Annotated in this window: 17 protein-coding genes; 4 read left to right on the forward strand and 13 right to left on the reverse strand. The window is 66.3% G+C overall.

All coding sequences use genetic code 11. The annotated features are described in order from the left end of the window. Window position 1: 1 nt before the first annotated feature. From rnr to dapE, 3 genes are all read right to left on the reverse strand, one after another. Window positions 2–2,260 carry a ribonuclease R gene (rnr, locus tag ACFXP9_RS09825; RefSeq protein ID WP_397208228.1) on the reverse strand — a complete coding sequence of 753 codons (2,259 nt, stop codon included), beginning with the start codon at window positions 2,258–2,260 and terminating at the stop codon, window positions 2–4. A gap of 70 nt (window positions 2,261–2,330) precedes the next feature. After that, on the reverse strand, window positions 2,331–2,756 hold the full coding sequence (locus ACFXP9_RS09830) for a GNAT family N-acetyltransferase (RefSeq protein ID WP_397208230.1): 426 nt from the start codon (window positions 2,754–2,756) through the stop codon (window positions 2,331–2,333). Further along, on the reverse strand, window positions 2,749–3,894 hold the full coding sequence (dapE, locus tag ACFXP9_RS09835; protein ID WP_397208232.1) for a succinyl-diaminopimelate desuccinylase: 1,146 nt from the start codon (window positions 3,892–3,894) through the stop codon (window positions 2,749–2,751). Before dapE ends, ACFXP9_RS09830 begins: the two co-directional genes overlap by 8 nt. A gap of 175 nt (window positions 3,895–4,069) precedes the next feature. On the opposite strand from dapE, the gene ACFXP9_RS09840 reads away from it, so the two are divergent. Both ACFXP9_RS09840 and ACFXP9_RS09845 read left to right on the forward strand, forming a co-directional pair. Beyond that, window positions 4,070–5,692, forward strand: coding sequence for an acyl-CoA dehydrogenase family protein (locus ACFXP9_RS09840; RefSeq protein WP_397208234.1), 1,623 nt, complete (start codon window positions 4,070–4,072; stop codon window positions 5,690–5,692). A gap of 209 nt (window positions 5,693–5,901) precedes the next feature. Next, entirely contained in the window at window positions 5,902–6,150 is a 249-nt protein-coding gene (locus ACFXP9_RS09845; RefSeq protein WP_397208236.1) for a DUF6525 family protein, read from the forward strand. Here the strand turns inward: ACFXP9_RS09845 and recO are convergent. From recO to ACFXP9_RS09895, 10 genes are all read right to left on the reverse strand, one after another. Next, window positions 6,147–6,863 (reverse strand): DNA repair protein RecO, encoded by a 717-nt coding sequence (recO, locus tag ACFXP9_RS09850; RefSeq protein WP_397208238.1) that lies wholly within the window; start codon window positions 6,861–6,863, stop codon window positions 6,147–6,149. The genes ACFXP9_RS09845 and recO overlap by 4 nt on opposite strands. A 44-nt stretch (window positions 6,864–6,907) precedes the next feature. Next, window positions 6,908–7,219 (reverse strand): DUF1491 family protein, encoded by a 312-nt coding sequence (locus ACFXP9_RS09855; protein ID WP_397208240.1) that lies wholly within the window; start codon window positions 7,217–7,219, stop codon window positions 6,908–6,910. Beyond that, window positions 7,219–8,127 carry a GTPase Era gene (gene era, locus ACFXP9_RS09860; RefSeq protein ID WP_397208242.1) on the reverse strand — a complete coding sequence of 303 codons (909 nt, stop codon included), beginning with the start codon at window positions 8,125–8,127 and terminating at the stop codon, window positions 7,219–7,221. The genes ACFXP9_RS09855 and era overlap by 1 nt, the downstream gene beginning before the upstream one ends. Further along, entirely contained in the window at window positions 8,120–8,809 is a 690-nt protein-coding gene (gene rnc / locus ACFXP9_RS09865; RefSeq protein ID WP_397208244.1) for a ribonuclease III, read from the reverse strand. Before rnc ends, era begins: the two co-directional genes overlap by 8 nt. Beyond that, complete coding sequence (gene lepB / locus ACFXP9_RS09870; protein ID WP_397208246.1) at window positions 8,806–9,597, reverse strand: signal peptidase I; 792 nt, start codon at window positions 9,595–9,597, stop codon at window positions 8,806–8,808. The genes rnc and lepB overlap by 4 nt, the downstream gene beginning before the upstream one ends. Then, entirely contained in the window at window positions 9,581–10,051 is a 471-nt protein-coding gene (gene acpS / locus ACFXP9_RS09875; RefSeq protein WP_397208248.1) for a holo-ACP synthase, read from the reverse strand. Before acpS ends, lepB begins: the two co-directional genes overlap by 17 nt. A 52-nt stretch (window positions 10,052–10,103) precedes the next feature. After that, entirely contained in the window at window positions 10,104–10,850 is a 747-nt protein-coding gene (locus ACFXP9_RS09880; RefSeq protein WP_397208250.1) for a pyridoxine 5'-phosphate synthase, read from the reverse strand. A gap of 34 nt (window positions 10,851–10,884) precedes the next feature. Then, a complete protein-coding gene (locus ACFXP9_RS09885; RefSeq protein ID WP_397208252.1) occupies window positions 10,885–11,817 on the reverse strand; it encodes a 4-(cytidine 5'-diphospho)-2-C-methyl-D-erythritol kinase in 933 nt (310 codons plus the stop codon). Then, on the reverse strand, window positions 11,810–13,723 hold the full coding sequence (locus ACFXP9_RS09890) for a tetratricopeptide repeat protein (RefSeq protein ID WP_397208254.1): 1,914 nt from the start codon (window positions 13,721–13,723) through the stop codon (window positions 11,810–11,812). The genes ACFXP9_RS09885 and ACFXP9_RS09890 overlap by 8 nt, the downstream gene beginning before the upstream one ends. A 164-nt stretch (window positions 13,724–13,887) precedes the next feature. Beyond that, window positions 13,888–15,543, reverse strand: coding sequence for an electron transfer flavoprotein-ubiquinone oxidoreductase (locus ACFXP9_RS09895; RefSeq protein WP_397208256.1), 1,656 nt, complete (start codon window positions 15,541–15,543; stop codon window positions 13,888–13,890). Window positions 15,544–15,805: 262 nt separating this feature from the next. Between ACFXP9_RS09895 and greA the strand changes: the two genes are divergently transcribed. Further along, window positions 15,806–16,276 (forward strand): transcription elongation factor GreA, encoded by a 471-nt coding sequence (gene greA / locus ACFXP9_RS09900; protein WP_397208258.1) that lies wholly within the window; start codon window positions 15,806–15,808, stop codon window positions 16,274–16,276. Continuing rightward, window positions 16,273–17,205, forward strand: a complete 933-nt coding sequence (locus tag ACFXP9_RS09905) for a hypothetical protein (protein WP_397208260.1) — start codon at window positions 16,273–16,275, stop codon at window positions 17,203–17,205. Before greA ends, ACFXP9_RS09905 begins: the two co-directional genes overlap by 4 nt. The last annotated feature ends 95 nt before the right edge of the window (window positions 17,206–17,300 follow it).

The following is a 17,300-nucleotide window of genomic DNA, read 5'->3' on the forward strand; positions in this document are numbered from 1 at the left end:
CTCAGCGTTTCCTGCGCAGACGCTTGCGTTTGGCATCGGCGGCGACCTTGCGCGCCCGCGCCATCCCCGGCTTGCGGCGCATCCCCTTGCCGCGATGGCGCGCACCCTGCGGCAGGCTGCGCCCCTCAAGCTCAAGCAGTTCCAGCACAAGGCCCCCGGTCAGTGGCACCGCCTCGGCCAGGCGCACGGTGACGCGCTGACCAATCCCGATTTCCAGCCCGGTATCGGCCCCCATCAGCACCTGCGCATCGCCGTCATAGTGGAAATATTCGTTCCCGATCTCGCGGATCGGCAGCAACCCGTCGGCGCCGGTTTCATCCAGCTTGACGAAGGCGCCAAACCGCTGAACGCCGCTGATCCGGCCGGTCATTTCGGTGCCGACCCGGTCCGACAGATAGGCCGCCAGATAACGGTCGGTGGTGTCACGCTCCGCCGCCATACTGCGGCGCTCGGTCTCGCTGATATGGGTGGCGGTGTCGGCCAGATTGTCGATATCGGCGGCGGACAGCCCGTCCTTGCCCCAGCCATGCCCGGTGATCAGCGCGCGATGCACGATCAGGTCGCTGTACCGCCGGATCGGGCTGGTGAAATGCGCATAAGACCGCAGCGCCAGCCCGAAATGGCCAAAGTTTTCAGGGTGGTAATAGGCCTGCGTCATGCTGCGCAGGGTGGACATGTTGATCAGTTCGTCAAACTCGGTCCCCTCGGCCTGCCCCAGCAGCCGGTTCAGATGCGCGGTCTGCAAGACCTGACCCTTGGCAAGGGTAAAGCCGCTGGCCTCGGCCACGTCGCGCAGCGCGTCCAGCTTTTCAAGCGGGGGTTCCTCGTGGACACGAAACAACAGCGGGCGGCGCAGACGGGTCAGCTCCTCGGCGGCGGCGACATTGGCCAGCACCATCATTTCCTCGATCAGGCGATGCGCGTCGAAACGGTCGCGGAAACGCACCGATTTGACGCGGCCATCCGGGGTCAGTTCGATCTTGCGCTCCGGCAGGTCCAGATCCAGCGGCTGGCGACGGGCGCGGGCCGATTTCAGCAGATCATAGGCCGCGAAAAGCGGGCGGATCACGCTGTCCATCAGCGGTTCGGTCACATCGTCGCGGGCACCGTCATGGGCGGCCTGCGCCTGTTCATAAGACAGGCTGGCCAGACTGCGCATCATGCCGCGATGAAAGCTGTGGCCAATCTTGTTGCCCTGCGCGTCCAGCCGCATCCGCACGGCGATGACAGGCCGGTCCACCCCCTCGTGCAGGCTGCACAGATCACCCGACAGGATGTCCGGCAGCATCGGCACCACACGGTCGGGGAAATAGCTGCTGTTGCCGCGCTTGCGCGCCTCGGCGTCGAGCGCGGTGCCGGGGCGGACGTAATGGGCCACATCGGCAATCGCCACCCAGACCAGCATCCCATCGGGGTTGCCGGGGTCGTCATCATACATCGCCGCGACGGCATCGTCATGGTCGCGCGCATCGGCGGGGTCGATGGTCACCAGCGGCAGATGGCGCAGATCCTCGCGGCCCTTCATGGGGGCGGGCTGTGCCGCGTCAGCCTCGGCGATCACCTTGTCGGGGAAGTCGTCGGGAATGCCGTGCTGATGAATCGCGATCAGGCTGACCGATTTCGGGGCCGATGGGTCGCCTAATACCTCGACGATCCGGGCCAGCGGCAGGCCAAGCCGGGCTTTCGGGCCGATCTGCTCGGCCTCGACCAGCTCGCCATCGGCTGCACCATGGGTGGCATCGGGGCGGACGCGCCATTCCTTGTCGGTGCCCTTGTCGATGGGCAAAATACGCCCGCCTTCGGTGGCTTTGCGAAAAATCCCTACAACCTTGTGCGGCGCGGTGCCAATGCGGCGGATCAGCCGCGCCTGATAGGCGTAATCCTCGCCGCGCACATCAATCAGCCGCGCCAGAAACCGGTCGCCCGCGCCCATCGCCGGATCGGCCTTCAGCGGCGCATACAAAATGCGCGGCTCGGGGCCTTCGCCCTGCCATTCCAGCGGACGGGCAAACAAATCGCCATCCGCGTCCGGGGCCAATAGCTGAACCACCGTGACCGGCGCCAGCCCATGCGCATCGCGATAGACCTTGCGCTTGCGTTCCAGATGGCCCTCGGCCTCCAGCTCTTTCAGCAAGCGCTTCAGCTCGATCCGCGCGGCCCCCTTGATGCCGAAGGCCTTGGAAATATCGCGCTTGGACCGTGCCTCGGGGTGGTCGGCCACCCAGTCGAGGATCTGCTGCTTGGAAGGTAACTGTGCCATGGCCTCACCCTAACCCTCGATCGGGCAAAACGCACCCGGCTTCTTCGTTGATCAAATACCCATACGCGGGTCAGAGTTCCCGCACCATATCCCGATGCGCAATGCCGGCATCGTCATATTCCGGTCCCACCGCGACAAAACCCAGCCGCTGATAAAATGCAATCGCATGAACCTGCGCCCCCAGCCTGGCCCGGCGAACCCCCGGTTGCGCGGCCAGCACCGACAGCGCCTTGTCGATCAGCGCCGCGCCAATGCCCTGACCACGGCCTTGCGCCAGCACACAGACGCGACCGATCTTGCCGGTCTCGCCCTGCGTCAACAGCCGCGCCGTCCCGACGGGCCGGCCATTCTGAACCGCCAGCAGATGAATGGCCTGATCATCCAGATCGTCCAGTTCTTCAGCCTCGGGGACGTTTTGTTCCTCGATGAAAACCGCGCGGCGCAGGGCGTGACAGACCGCCAGATCGTCGGTGCGCAGAATGGTTACGTCAGCCATGGAAATACCTGTTCAGCATCAGCGTATAAATCTGCTTCAGCATGTGAATCTGATCGACCGGCACGCGTTCGTCGATCTGGTGCATGAAATGCCCCACCAGCCCGCATTCGACCACCGGACAGTGATCCTTGACGAAACGCGCATCCGACGTCCCGCCCGAGGTCGACATCTCGGGGCGGCGGCCTGTCACCTGCTGGACGGCATCGCAGACCAGATCGACGAAATCCCCCGGTTCGGTCAGGAATGCCTCGCCTGAAATTTCGGTCTCGATGGCGAATGTGACGCCGGTCTGCGCCGCCACCACCGCTGCCTGTTCCCGCAGCATGGCATCCAGCGATTCGCCGGTATGCAGGTCGTTGAAGCGAATGTTCAACACCGCCCGCGCCTGTTCGGGGATCACATTCGTCGCCGGGTTGCCGACATCGACGCTTGTCACCTGCAAACCCGAGGGCTGGAAATGCGCCGTCCCCTGATCCAGCGGCGTGGTGGTCAGCGTATTCAGCAGGGTTATCAGCGCATGAACCGGGTTGCGCGCCCGATGCGGATAGGCTGCATGGCCCTGAACCCCCTGCGCGCACAGCCGGAAGGTCACCGACCCGCGCCGGCCGATCTTGATCATCTCGCCCATGTGGTCGGGGTTCGATGGCTCGCCCACGATACAGACCGACATCCGTTCGCCCTGCGTCTGCATCCAGTCCAGCAGCGCGCGCGTGCCATCGCGGCCCGGCCCTTCCTCGTCGCCGGTGATGGTTAGGATTACCGCGCCATCGGGCGGCGTGTCGCGCACGAAATCGACCGCCGCCGCGACAAAGGCCGCCACCCCCGACTTCATATCCGTCGCCCCGCGCCCCCAGATCACGCCATCGCGCAGCAGCCCCGAAAACGGCGGATGCGTCCAGCGCGCCGCATCGCCCGGCGGCACGACATCGGTGTGGCCGTTGAAGCCAAAGCTGCGCGCCGCGCCCTTTGCGCCCCAGCGGGCGAACAGGTTGGGCGTGCCATTGCGGTCGACGCGCACACAGTCGAAGCCCGCGCCCGCCAGCAGGTCTTGCAGCAGCACCAATGCCCCGCCCTCCGCAGGGGTGACCGAGGGACAGCGGATCAGGCGGGCGGTCAGGTCGGCGGGGTCGGTGGGCATCCGGTCTCTCCTTGCTTTGGGGGCGATGTAACCGCAGCGACAGCGCGGTTCCAAGCCCCCGGCGCCACAATTTAACCAGACATAAAAATGCGTGACGTTGCGCAAATACGCAGCATAGTTGCGCGCGCCTGACAAACCCCCTATGAATTGCTGCAACGCCGCAAGGAGCCAAGCCATGACCAAGACCCTGACCGACGCGCAAGCCATCCTGCCCGAAATCGACGCGCTGATCGACGGCGCCACAAACTTTGTCCGCGAGGCCGTCAGCCCGCAGGGCAAGCCGGATGCCGCGCTTCTGGAAAGCCATCAGCACGCCGCGCACGCCCTCAGCTGGCTGGCGACCTATGGGCAGGCTCTGCACCAGCTTGTGGCATGGGGCCAGCGCCTGACCGAATCGGGCAGCTTTGGCGAGACCGAACGCCTGATCCTGCAAATCGGCATCGGCGAATACCTGTCCCAGATCGCCGGTGGCATCCCGATGAGCCAGACCGAATTCGCCCGCCTGTCGGATATGGGCCAAAGCTGGGTGCCCTCGGACATGGCGCGTCAGTTGATGGCGGGTAATAACCCTGCCGCGCGGATGAAGCTGGCCGAGGCCATGGCCGACAATCATGGCCGCGCCACCTTTGGCGCCACCGGGCTGGACGAGGATCTGGAAATGATCCGCGACCAGTTCCGCCGTTATGCCAATGACCGCGTGGTGCCGAACGCGCATGACTGGCACCTGAAAGACGAGCTGATCCCGATCGAGGTCATCGACGAGCTGGCCGAAATGGGTGTTTTCGGCCTGACCATCCCGGAAAACCTTGGCGGGCTTGGCATGTCCAAGGCGGCGATGGTGGTCGTGTCCGAGGAATTGTCGCGCGGCTATATCGGTGTCGGCAGCCTTGGCACCCGGTCCGAGATCGCCGCCGAGCTGATCCTGGCCGGTGGCACCGACGACCAGAAATCGCACTGGCTGCCCAAGCTGGCCTCGGGTGAGATCCTGCCCACGGCGGTGTTCACCGAACCCAATACCGGGTCCGACCTTGGCAGCCTGCGCACCCGCGCCGTCAAGACCGACGATGGCTGGGAGGTCACCGGCAACAAGACGTGGATCACCCACGCCGCGCGCACCCATGTCATGACGCTGCTGGCGCGCACCGACCCGCAGACCACGGATTATCGCGGCCTGTCGATGTTTCTGGCGGAAAAAACCCCCGGCACCGATGCCGACCCCTTCCCCACCCCCGGCATGACCGGGGGCGAGATCGAGGTGCTGGGTTATCGCGGCATGAAGGAATACGAACTTGGCTTTGACGGGTTCAGGGTCAAGGAGGAAAACCTGCTTGGCGGCCAGACCGGTCAGGGTTTCAAGCAACTGATGCAGACTTTTGAATCGGCGCGCATCCAGACCGCCGCCCGCGCCATTGGCGTGGCGCAGAACGCGGTGGAACTGGGCCTGCAATACGCGCTGGACCGCAAGCAATTCGGCAAGGCGCTGATCCGGTTCCCGCGCGTGGCGGACAAGCTGGCCATGTCGGCGGTGGAAATCATGATCGCGCGTCAGCTGACCTATTACAGCGCGTGGCAAAAGGACCATGACAAACGCTGCGATCTTGAGGCAGGCATGGCCAAGCTGCTTGGCGCGCGCGTGGCATGGGCGGCGGCGGATAACGCGCTGCAAATCCACGGCGGCAACGGCTTTGCGCTGGAATACCAGATCAGCCGCGTGCTGTGCGATTCCCGCATCCTGAACATCTTTGAAGGCGCGGCCGAGATTCAGGCACAGGTCATCGCCCGCCGCCTGATCGGCTGACGCGCCAGACGGGCCGGGGGCGGCATGACCCGCCCCCGGCCCTGCCTGTCCCGAAATTGTCATATCAGCGCCCATGCGCCCCCCGTTGCCTGTCCCGTGACCCGCCTTGTGCGAATCACCTTGGCAGAAAACCCCTAAAATCCGGTTAAGCGGCTTGGCATCGGTATTCCTGACAGTTATGTTATGTCATAACTTAATCAGGTCGCCCGATGCCCCGTCCCCAGACACAAAACCTGCGGTCATCCCTGCCGCGCCGATCGCGCTGCACCGCACCGATGGCCGCCCATGACGCCCTGCCCGCCCCCGCACGGCAATGGGCCGCGCAAGCCTGCCTGCCGTGGAGCGCGGCCTCGATCCGCAAGATCTGGTCGCGCCATGCCAAGGCGGGCGACATCAGCGCCGCACTGGCCGCGCTGGACCGGGCCGAGGCGCGGATGCTGGCGCGCGACCGGTCCTAATCGCCCGACCGCGCCAGCCGCGCCACCAGCCTGTCGCGCGCGGCAGGAATGGGCCGCCCGACCAGCCCTTCGGCCAGATGCGCCTGCAAGAACGCCCCGGTCAGCCGCAGCCCGTCGCTGACCCCGCCATTCCCCACCCCGCCAAGGACCGCAGGCAGCGGCAACAGGCGCGGCGCCCAATCGCCCGCCGCCGCAGCGCTGACCGCCCGCCCGGTTTTCGGGCTGACATAGGCCAGCCCATCGCGCCTGCCCGTCACCGCACAGCGCCCCAGATCCAGTCCAAATCCCAGATCCTGCAACAGCGCCATTTCCCAGCGCAGATAGGGCAGATGCCAGTCGCCGCCGGCCTCGATCGCGTCCAGCAACAACTCGGTCCGGTCATGCAGGGCGGGGTGAGGGTCGCGTTCCGGCAAGGCCCAGACCAGCAGCGCGCAAACCGCGTTCAGCCCCGCCAGCGCATCGCCGTCCGACAGCACCGAAGCGCGCGCCCGCAGCGGCTCGGGGGTGAAGGTGCCAAGCTGATCGGCCAGCCGTGCGCGATGGCGCAGCACCAGCCGCGCGCCGGGTTGCAGCATCGCCGCCTTGCGCGCGGATGCGCCGCCCGGCACCATCCCGGCCAGCCGCCCCAGATCGCGGGTCATAACCTGCAAGATCACGCCATGTTCGCCATGACGCGCCCGCCCGATCACCGTCCCTTCGCCGTGCCATTCCATAGCGCCACCCTGCACCCGCGACGGGGTTCAGTCCAGTTCGCGCCCTAGTCCAGTTCGGGCGCGCTGTCCGATTCGACCTCGATCAGCCACAGATCCGGGTCGCGCCCGACCTGACGCTGCGCATTCGCCGCGATGTCGGCGGCGGGACCATCCGCGACGACCCGCCAAAGCCGGGTATCGGCATCGAAATCATATTCCTGCGCCCACAGCGCCGTGCTGCCATCGCGCCGGGCCTGCAAGACCAGCACCGCCCCCGCCGTGTCATCACCGCGCCGCAGCACATAAACCGGCACCGCCTGCCGGTCACAGCGATGCAGCAGGGCGGACACCCAGATCCCCGTCGCCAGCCGCGCCATCAGTCGCCGTCGCGGTAATCCAGCCCCATCTGCTGAAATCGCTCGGCCTCGTTCAGCCAGTTCTCGCGGACGCGGACTTGCAGGAACAGGTGGACGGGGCGGTCCAGAAACGCGGCCAGTTCCTCGCGCGCGGCCTGACCGATCTGCTTGATCGTCTCGCCTTTATTTCCCAGAACGATGCCTTTATGGCCGGGACGGGTGACAAAGATCACCTGCTCGATCCGGGCGCTGCCATCCTTGCGGTCCTCCCATGCTTCGGTTTCGACCGTCAGCTGATAGGGGATCTCCTGGTGCAGGCGCAGGGTGGCCTTTTCGCGGGTGATCTCGGCGGCGATCTGGCGCATCGGCAGATCCGCGATCTGGTCCTCGGGATACAGCCACGGACCGGCGGGCACCGCCTGCGCCAGCCAGTCGCGCAGATCGGCGCAGCCATAGCCCTTTTCGGCGGAAATCATGAAGGTCTGCACGAAATCATAGGCCGTGTTCATTTGCCGCGACAGCGCCAGCAAATCCTCGGCCCTGACGCGGTCGATCTTGTTGATCGCCAGCGCCACCGGGCGGCCATCGGCGCGTTCGCGCAGGGTGTTGATGATCGCGGCGACGCCGTCGGTCAGGCCGCGATGCGCCTCGATCAGCAGCACGATCACATCGGCATCCGCCGCGCCCCCCCATGCCGCCGCCACCATTGACCGGTCCAGCCGCCGGCGCGGGCGGAAAATGCCCGGCGTATCGACAAAAACCAGCTGGCTGTCGCCTGCCATGGCAATGCCGCGAATGCGGGCGCGGGTGGTCTGGACCTTGTGGGTCACGATGCTGACCTTGGCGCCGACCATCTGGTTCAGCAGCGTCGATTTCCCGGCATTGGGTTCACCGATCAGGGCCACAAACCCTGCGCGAGTCTCAGTCATCCGCTTCCACCTTTGCCAACAGCGCCGCAGCGGCGGCCTGTTCCACGCTGCGCTTGGTTCCGGCCCCGCTGGCCTGCGCGCTTTGACCGTTATCCAGCCGCACGGTAATGTCAAAAACCGGCGCATGGTCCGGCCCGCTGCGCCCGGTCTGCTGATAGCTTGGCGGCCCCATGCCCTGCGCCTGCGCCCATTCCTGAAGCGCGGTCTTGGCATCGCGGGCATCCTGCGCGACGCCGGTCAGGCGGCTTTCCCACAGGGTCAGCGCGACCTCTTGCGCGACGGCAAACCCGGCATCCAGATAAACGGCGGCCAGCACGGCCTCCATCGCGTCGGCCAGCAGCGCCTCTTTGCGGCGCCCCCCGGACATCATCTCGGACCGGCCCAGTTTCAGCACCTCGCCAAGCCCGATCTCGCGCGCGATTTCGGCGCAGGCCTCGCGCCGGACCAGCGCGTTATAGCGTGGCGCCAGCTGACCCTCGGTCGCGGACCGGTCGGCGGCAAACAGCGCCTCGGCCATGACCAGACCCAACACCCGGTCGCCCAGAAATTCCAGCCGCTGGTTATCGGGCCGCGTCGCCGTGGCGATAGAGCCATGCGTCAGCGCGCGCACCAACAGCTCGGGGCGGATGAATTCATGCCCCAGCCGTCGCTGAAACGCGACCAGTTCCTGCGCGACCTTCAATGGACCGCCTTCAGGAACCGGTCGGCACGCCAGGTCCAGAAATACAACAGCGACTTGCCCGCGGACGAGAACATGATCCGATCCGCCCGCCCGATCAGATATTCGGCCGGCACCATGCCGACGCCGCGTTCGCGCGGGTCAAACCGGCTGTCCATGGAATTGTCGCGGTTATCGCCCATAAAGAAATAATGCCCTGCCGGAACGACAAATTCAGGGGTGTTGTCGGCCACCCAGTCATCGGCAATGTTCAGCACATCATGGCTGACACCGCCGGGCAGGGTTTCGGTAAAGCGCTGCTTGATGCAATCGCCCCCCTCGGCCACCGGCCGGTTATAGCAATTGGGAAATTGCTGCGCGCCGCCCTGACGTTCCATCTTCTCGACGAAATCACCCGCCGGCACGGTCGGCACCTGCTGGCCGTTCAGCCACAAGATGCCGTCCTTCATCTGCACCCGGTCGCCGGGCAGGCCGATCAGCCGCTTGATGAAATCGACGCCCTGCGTGGGGTGACGGAACACCACCACATCGCCGCGCCTGGGTTCGCTGGCCAGAATGCGCCCCTCGATCGGACATATGCCGAACGGGCAGGAATAGCTGGAATAGCCATAGGCCATCTTGTTCACGAACAGAAAATCGCCAATCAGCAACGTGTCCTTCATGCTGCCGGATGGAATCCAGAACGGCTGAAAGAACAGCGTGCGAAAGACGCCGGCAATGATCAGCGCCCAGAAAATCGTCTTGACGGTTTCCCAGATGCCGCCTTCCTCGCGCTTAACGCCTGTCGCCATGATCGGTCCTTTCCTTGGTCGCGGCTTCTTGATCCCGCTGCGGGGGCAAAGTCAAGTTTTCCGGCACGGCCTCGATCACCACAAAGGCCTGTGCCCAGGGGTGATCGTCGGTCAGGCTGACATGCACGATGGCCCGGTGCCCCGGCGGCGTCATCGCGGCAAGGCGATCCGCCGCCCACCCCGTCAGACGCATCACCGGCTGCCCCGAGGCCAGATTGCTGACCGCCATATCCTTCCACGCAATGCCCATGGCCAGCCCGGTTCCCAGCGCCTTGGAACAGGCCTCTTTCGCGGCCCACCGCTTGGCCAGCGTTCCGGCCTCGTCGCGGCGGCGCGCGGCCTTGTCGCACTCGGTCCGGGTGAACACGCGTTGCCGGAAGCGGTCGCCATGACGCGCCAGAACCGCCGCGATCCGGTCGATATTCGCCAGATCCGAACCGATGCCAAGGATCATATCCAACCCCGGCCCGGCATTTCTTCGTTGCCCAAATACCCGACAGGGACCATCAGCCGGCATCCCCGGCGCGGGCGGCGTCCATCAGCCGCCGCATCTGGCGAATGGCCTCGGGCAGGCCGGTAAAGATCGCCTCGCCGATCAGGAAATGCCCGATATTCAATTCCATGACCTGTGCAATCGCCGCAATCGGGGCGACGTTCTCAAAGGTCAGCCCGTGACCGGCATGAACCTCCAGCCCCAGATCGGCGGCCTGCACCGCCCCCGCCCGCAGCGCGTCCAGTTCCGCCGCCTGCGCGTCAATGCGGCCTTCGATCCCAAGGTCACAGTAATGACCGGTATGCAGCTCGACCACGGCGGCGCCGATGCGGGCGGCGGCCTCGATCTGGCGCGGCTCGTGGCCGATGAACAGCGACACCCGGCAACCGGCATCGCGCAGCGGGGCGATGAAATCGGCCAGCCGGGCCGCATCATCGGCCACGTTCAGGCCGCCCTCGGTGGTGCGTTCCTCGCGGCGTTCGGGGACGATACAGACCGCATGGGGTTTGTGCCGCAGGGCGATGGCCTGCATTTCCGGCGTCGCCGCCATCTCGAGGTTCAGCGGCAGGCGCAGCGCCGCCATCAGCCGGTCAATATCGGCATCGCTGATATGGCGCCGGTCCTCGCGCAGATGGGCGGTGATGCCATCGGCACCCGCCGCTTCGGCCAGCTCGGCCGCCCGCAGCGGGTCGGGCCATGGGGTGCCGCGCGCATTGCGGATCGTGGCCACATGGTCGATATTCACACCCAGTCGCAACATCTGATGCCCCGTTTTCCTGTCAATGCCCAACAGATTAGCGCGCCGTGCCGGGATCGGCCAGCGCGATCCGGGTCGGGCAAACCCACCAGCCGGGATGGGCGGCGGCGATCACACCGGCGGCGCGGGTCATCGCGGCCTCGTCGTGAAACAGCCCGAAACAGGTCGCGCCCGACCCCGACATCCGCGCCAGATCAGCGCCGGCATGGTCCAGCGCCGCCAGCACGGTGCCGATTTCCGGCACCAGCGCCAGCGCCGGGGCCTGAAGGTCGTTGCGGCAGGCGGCGCAAAACGCAATCAGCCCGGCCTTGTCCCACTGCGCCGGCAGGTCCGGCATGGGGTCATTATCGCGCCGCGTCAGCGCCCGGAACACCGACGGCGTCTGAACCGTCACGCCGGGGTTGACCAGCAGCATTGGCAGCGGCGGCACCGGGGGCACGGGGTCCAGCACCTCGCCCATGCCGCGCATCCGGGCGGGGCGGGGGGCGCTGACACAGACCGGCAAATCGGCCCCCAGTGCGGCCCCCAGATCTGCCCCCGGATTTGCGGCCTGATCTGCCCCCGGATTTCCCCCGGTCAGCGCCGCCGTGGCACCGGCAAAACCCAGCCGCGCCGCACCACGCAGCACCGCCGCCGCATCGGCGGACCCGCCACCGATACCGGCCGCGACCGGCAGGCATTTGTCAAGCGTGATCGCCATATCGGCCCCGGCCAGACGGGCCGCGCGCAGGCACAGGTTATCGGGATCAGCGCGCAGCAGACGCCCGAACCGCCCGCTGAAGCGCAGCGACAGCGGCCCGCGCGTCAGCGTCAGCACATCGCCCGCCTGCGCAAACACCACCAGCGAATCCAGCAGGTGATAGCCATCAGCGCGCTGGCCGGTGACATGCAGCGTCAGGTTCACCTTGGCGCGGGCGACCTCTGTCAGGGTGGTGGTGGCCGCCTGCGGTTGCGGCGCGTTGTCAGTCACCGCTGGCCTCGCCTGCCTCGGGGGCGGTCAGGTCGGGCGATAACAGCGGCTGCGGCGGCAATTTGCCGCCATTGGCCTTTTCCTCGGCCAGCACGGCATCCAGCCCACGGTCCAGCTTGGCGCGGATGCGGGCTGCATCCTCGGGCTTTTCCGGACCAAGGCTGAGGGCGCGCTTCCACTGCACCTCGGCCTCGCGCTTGCGACCTGCCATCCAGTAAATATCGCCCATGTGGTCATTGACCAGCGAATCCGCCGCCATCAGCGTCACCGCCCGTTCCATCGGCGCCACCGCCTCGGCATAGCGACCCAGCCGGAAATAGGCCCATGCCAGCGAATCCAGAATATAGCCGTCATCGGGCCGCGCCTTGACCGCCGCCTTGATAAAGCGCAGCGCCTCGTCAAGGTTCTGGTTCCGGTCGATCCAGGAATAGCCCAGATAATTCAGGATCTGCGGCTGATCGGGGCGCAATTTCAGCGCGGCGCGCATATCGGCCTCGGCACCGGGGAAATCGCCCTGGCGTTCCCGCGCGATGCCGCGGGCGTAAAGCGGGAACCAGCGGTCCTCGCGGTCGTCGGGCATCAGCGCCAGCGCCTTGTCATAGGCGGTCACGGCATCGGCGTATTTTTCGCGCTGGCGCATCAGGTCGCCAAGGGCCACCCACGCCCCGACCAGATCGGGGTGGCTGGCGGTCAGCCCGCGCAGGGCGGCCTCGGCGGCGTCAAAGCGTTCGGCGCGGATCAGCGCCTCGGCACGGGCCAGTTCGGCAATCGGGCGCACCTCGCCAAGCTGGCGCAGGGCGGCATATTCCTGTTCGGCCAGATCGAACTGGCCATAGCCCTGCAGCAACTGCGCCGCGACCAGATGCGCCTCGGGCAGGTCGGGGGCCAGCCACGCCGCCAGCCGGGCATGGATCAGCGCCAGCGGGTCGGGGTCTTCGTCCGCAGCAAGGGCCGAAGAAAACGTCACCAGCACCTGCGCGATACCCTGTTTCGGGTCGCGGATCGCGGTAAAGGGCAGCTTTTCCCCCGCCTTCAGCCGGTCGCGCAGCGCCAGCAGCGAGGGTTCGCCATCAAGGCCGGGCAGCCCCTCAAGCAGCTTCAGTGCCTGATCGTTGCGGTCAAGCTGGGACAGGATCTGGACCCGCGCGATGGTGCCCATCAGATGCGCGCCCACATTGGGGTTCGACAACAGCTTTTCGGCGCCTTCATAGTCGCCCACCAGCGCGCGCACCAGCGCCAGGTGATAATCGGCCATCGCCCGCGCGCCGGGAATGCGCGCCAGCCGGGCGAATTGCGCCATCGCATCGCTGGCCCGGCCTGCGCCCATCTCGGCCCATGCCTGGAACATGCCGTCCAGCAGCAGGCTGCCATCGGCGGGCTGGTCGGGGCTGCCGGTCAGCCGCAACACGCCATCCCAATCGCCCTGACGCGCCAGCGCAACCCGCCGCACCAGCGCCCCAAGATCGGTGGCGCCATCCTGAACCGGCATGGTCGCGACCATTTGTTCGGCCTGATCCATCCGCCCCGCCGACATCAGCGCCACCAGCGCGCTGTCCTTCATCATCGGATCGGACGGATCGCCCTGCACCGCGCGCAGGTAATAATCGGCGGCCTCGGTGAAATCGCTTTGATAGACAGCCATGCGCGCCGCCAGATAGGGACCGGCCAGCTTGTCAAAGCGCACGAATTCCGCCTTGGGGGACGACCCTGCGCCGCTGCGCTGTGCCAGACCCTCGGGGCGGCGCGGCGGCAGCGGCGATTCGCGCAGATGCAGCGGGGCGGCCCCGCCGGTGGCAGGCGCGGCCGGTTGGACCGAACCGGGTTGGGGCGCGTCAGCGGGGCTTTGTGACAGCGCCGGGCCGGTCAGAAGGGCCAGCAGCGCCACGGCAGTCAGGGGTCGGTTCACGTTCGGGCCGCCTTTGCATGGTTCGTCGGTTTCGCCAGACCCTAAGGTTTGGCGGCGGCAAGGGCAACGGCAGCCAGCCCCCGCCTCACGCAAGCGCGATCAGGGGCGACAGCAAAAGGGCGGCGCCTTTCACCGCGCCGCCCCCGTTTATCACATATTTCGCATCACATATTGGGATAGTTCGGCCCGTCCCCGCCCTGCGGCGTCGTCCAGACGATGTTCTGCAACGGGTCCTTGATGTCGCAGGTCTTGCAATGCACGCAGTTCTGGAAATTGATCTGAAAGCGCGGGCCGCTGCCGTCATCGACGACCTCGTACACCCCGGCCGGACAGTAACGCTGCGCCGGTTCGTCATATTCGGGCAGGTTGACCGAAATCGGGATCGAGGGGTCTTTCAGCTTCAGATGGCAGGGCTGGCTTTCCTCGTGATTGGTAAAGCTGAACGACACGTTGGTCAGCCGGTCAAAGGACAGCTTGCCATCGGGTTTGGGATAGGTGATGGGCGCGAAATCCCTGGCCTTGCCGGTGGCCTCGGCATCGGTTTTGCCATGCTTCATGGAACCGAAAACATTGAATTTCAGCAGGTTGGCCACCCACATATCCAGCCCGCCAAGCGCCAGCCCGCCGATCAGGCCGAACCGCGACCACAGCGGCTTGACGTTGCGCACGGGTTTCAGGTCATGGGCGACCTTGCCGCTGCGCAATTCGTCCTCATAGGCGGTCAGCTCGTCCCCGGCGCGGCCGGCGGCCAGCGCGGCGGCGGCGGCATCGGCGGCGGCAATGCCCGACAGCATGGCGTTGTGATTGCCCTTGATGCGCGGCACGTTGACCAGCCCGGCGCTGCACCCCAGCAGCACACCACCGGGGAAGCTGACCTTCGGGATCGACTGCCACCCCCCTTCCGAGATCGCCCGCGCGCCATAGGCCACGCGCTTGCCACCCTCCAGCAGGTCAGCCACGACGGGGTGGTGCTTCCAGCGCTGAAATTCCATATAGGGGAACAGATGCGGGTTCTGGTAATTCAGATGCACCACGAAACCGACCAGCACGGTCTTTTCATCCAGATGATAGATAAACCCGCCGCCACCGGCATTTTTGCCAAGCGGCCAGCCCATGGTGTGGGTGACGGTGCCGGGGTTGACCTTTGCCGGGTCGATTTCCCAGATTTCCTTCATCCCCAGACCGAATTTCTGCGGCTCGTGGCCATCGGACAGGTTGAAATGGCTGATGACCTGTTTGGACAGGCTGCCGCGCACGCCTTCGGCCAGCATGACATATTTGCCACGCAGCTCCATCCCCGGCTCGTATCCGTCACCGATGCTGCCATCGGGGTTCCTGCCGAATTCCCCCGCGACGACACCAGCCACGCGATTGCCGTCCCAGACCAGTTCGGAACAGGCCATGCCGGGGAAAATCTCGACCTCCAGCGCCTCGGCCTGTTCGGCCAGCCAGCGACAGACATTGCCCATGCTGACCACATATTTGCCGTGATTCGACATCAGCGGCGGCATCGGCCAGTTCGGGATGCGCGCCTGCCCGGATTCACCAAGAATATAGAAATTGTCGGCGTGAACCTCGGTGGTGACGGGGGCACCCTTTTCGCGCCAGTCGGGGATCAGTTCGTCCAGACCGACCGGGTCCAGCACCGCGCCCGACAGGATATGGGCGCCGACCTCGGACCCTTTTTCCAGCACCACGACCGAGATATCGGGGTTATTCTGCTTAAGGCGGATGGCCGCGGACAGGCCCGCCGGACCGCCCCCCACGATCACCACGTCATAATCCATTGATTCGCGTTCGATCACGGTCTCGGTCGTCATGGCTAAGCTCTCCCCTTCGCATTCGCTTGACGTATGGGTTAGCGTCAAATGCGCCTTGACACAATCGTGACGCAACGGTTCCGGACGGCGATCTTTGGCCGCATTTGCCGCGCTGCAACATGCCGGGGCTTGCCAAAGGGGCGGGCTTCGGGTCACGATGCGGGCGAACAGATTGCAACGCCCCCGTCACCCGCTGGCGGGGGCGTTCGCCAAGCACGGACAGCACATGCCTGACAGGCTCAGGCCACGAGACGAGGGAAGAATGGAAAAAGTTCCGATGACGCGGGCGGGGTTCGACCGGCTTGACGAAGAACTGCGCAGGCTGAAATCCGACGCCCGCCCTGCGGTGATCCGCGAAATCGCCGAGGCGCGCGAACATGGCGACCTGTCGGAAAACGCCGAATACCACGCCGCGCGCGAAAAACAGTCCCATATCGAGGGGCGGATCAAGGAACTGGAAGGGCTGATCGGCCGGGCCGAGGTCATCGACCCCGCCAAACTGTCGGGCAGCGTCAAATTCGGGGCCACCGTACTCATCGTGGACGAGGACACCGAGGAAGAAAAAACCTATCAGATCGTTGGCGAGGCCGAGGCCGATCTGGAACGCGGCCTGCTGAACATGCGCAGCCCGCTGGCCCGCGCGCTGATCGGCAAGGATCAGGGCGACAGCGTCGAGGTGGTGACCCCCGGCGGCGACAAGTTCTTTGAAATCGTCCAGATCCGCTTTGAATGATGGCGGATCTGCGGCGCATTCTGGCGGGTGACGGGGCCGATGGTCCCGACCGACCGGTGCTGATCGGCGCGGCGGTCAGCCTGATCTGGGTGGTTCTGGTGCTGGCGTTCTGGCTGTTTGGCCCCGAAGGCGGGCCGCGCAGCGGGCTGGACCGGCTGCTGACCGTGGCCGGGGTGCTGCTGCCGCTGGGGCTGATCTGGCTGGCCGTCGGCATGGCGCGCACGATTGCCGCGCTGCGCGATCAGGCGCAGGCCCTGCGGCAGGCCCTGCCGCAAGCGCCGCGCGCCCCCGGCGGCACGACCGGCACCGCGCCGATCAACCCGCAACCCGCGAACCCGCAAGCCGCAGCCCGTCCGCAACCCGCCCCTGCCCGCGCGCCCGCCAAACCCGCCGCGCGCCCACAGCCGCAGGACACAAGGCAAAGCGCGATGCCGCTGGACCCGCCCCAGCCGGTGGTTCATGCCACGCCTGATCAGCTGGTCGCGGCGCTGAACTTCCCGGAAGGGCCGGATGACCGCGCCACCATCGCCGCGCTGCACGCCGTGCTGAAAGACCCCGACCACAGCCGCCTGATCCGCGCCGCGCAGGACATTATCACGCTGCTGGCTGATCGTGGGATTTATATGGACTTTCTGCCGCCTGCCTCGACCGATGCCGATCTGTGGCGGCGTTTTGCCAGCGGCGAACGCGGCGGCGATCTGGCCGCGCTGGCCCGGCCCACCGACCCCGAGGCGCTGGACAGCGTCACCCGGATGCGCCGCGAAGATGACGTGTTCCGCGATGCCGTCCACCACTTCCTGCGCCATTTCGACCGGATGCTGACCGCACATGCGCCCGCGCTGGATGACAACCAGATCGCGGCGCTGGCCGACACCCGGTCGGGCCGGGCCTTTACCCTGCTGGGACAGGTGGTGGGCGTGTTCGGCTGACCGCGTCGCCCCACAGCGGTCCAACCGCCACCCCCCAGCCCCGTACCGCACAGTTGTCTGCCCCCTGATCCGGGACCGGACATCGACGAAAGCTG

This window comes from Paracoccus jiaweipingae (genome assembly GCF_044335505.1).
Lineage (GTDB): Bacteria > Pseudomonadota > Alphaproteobacteria > Rhodobacterales > Rhodobacteraceae > Paracoccus.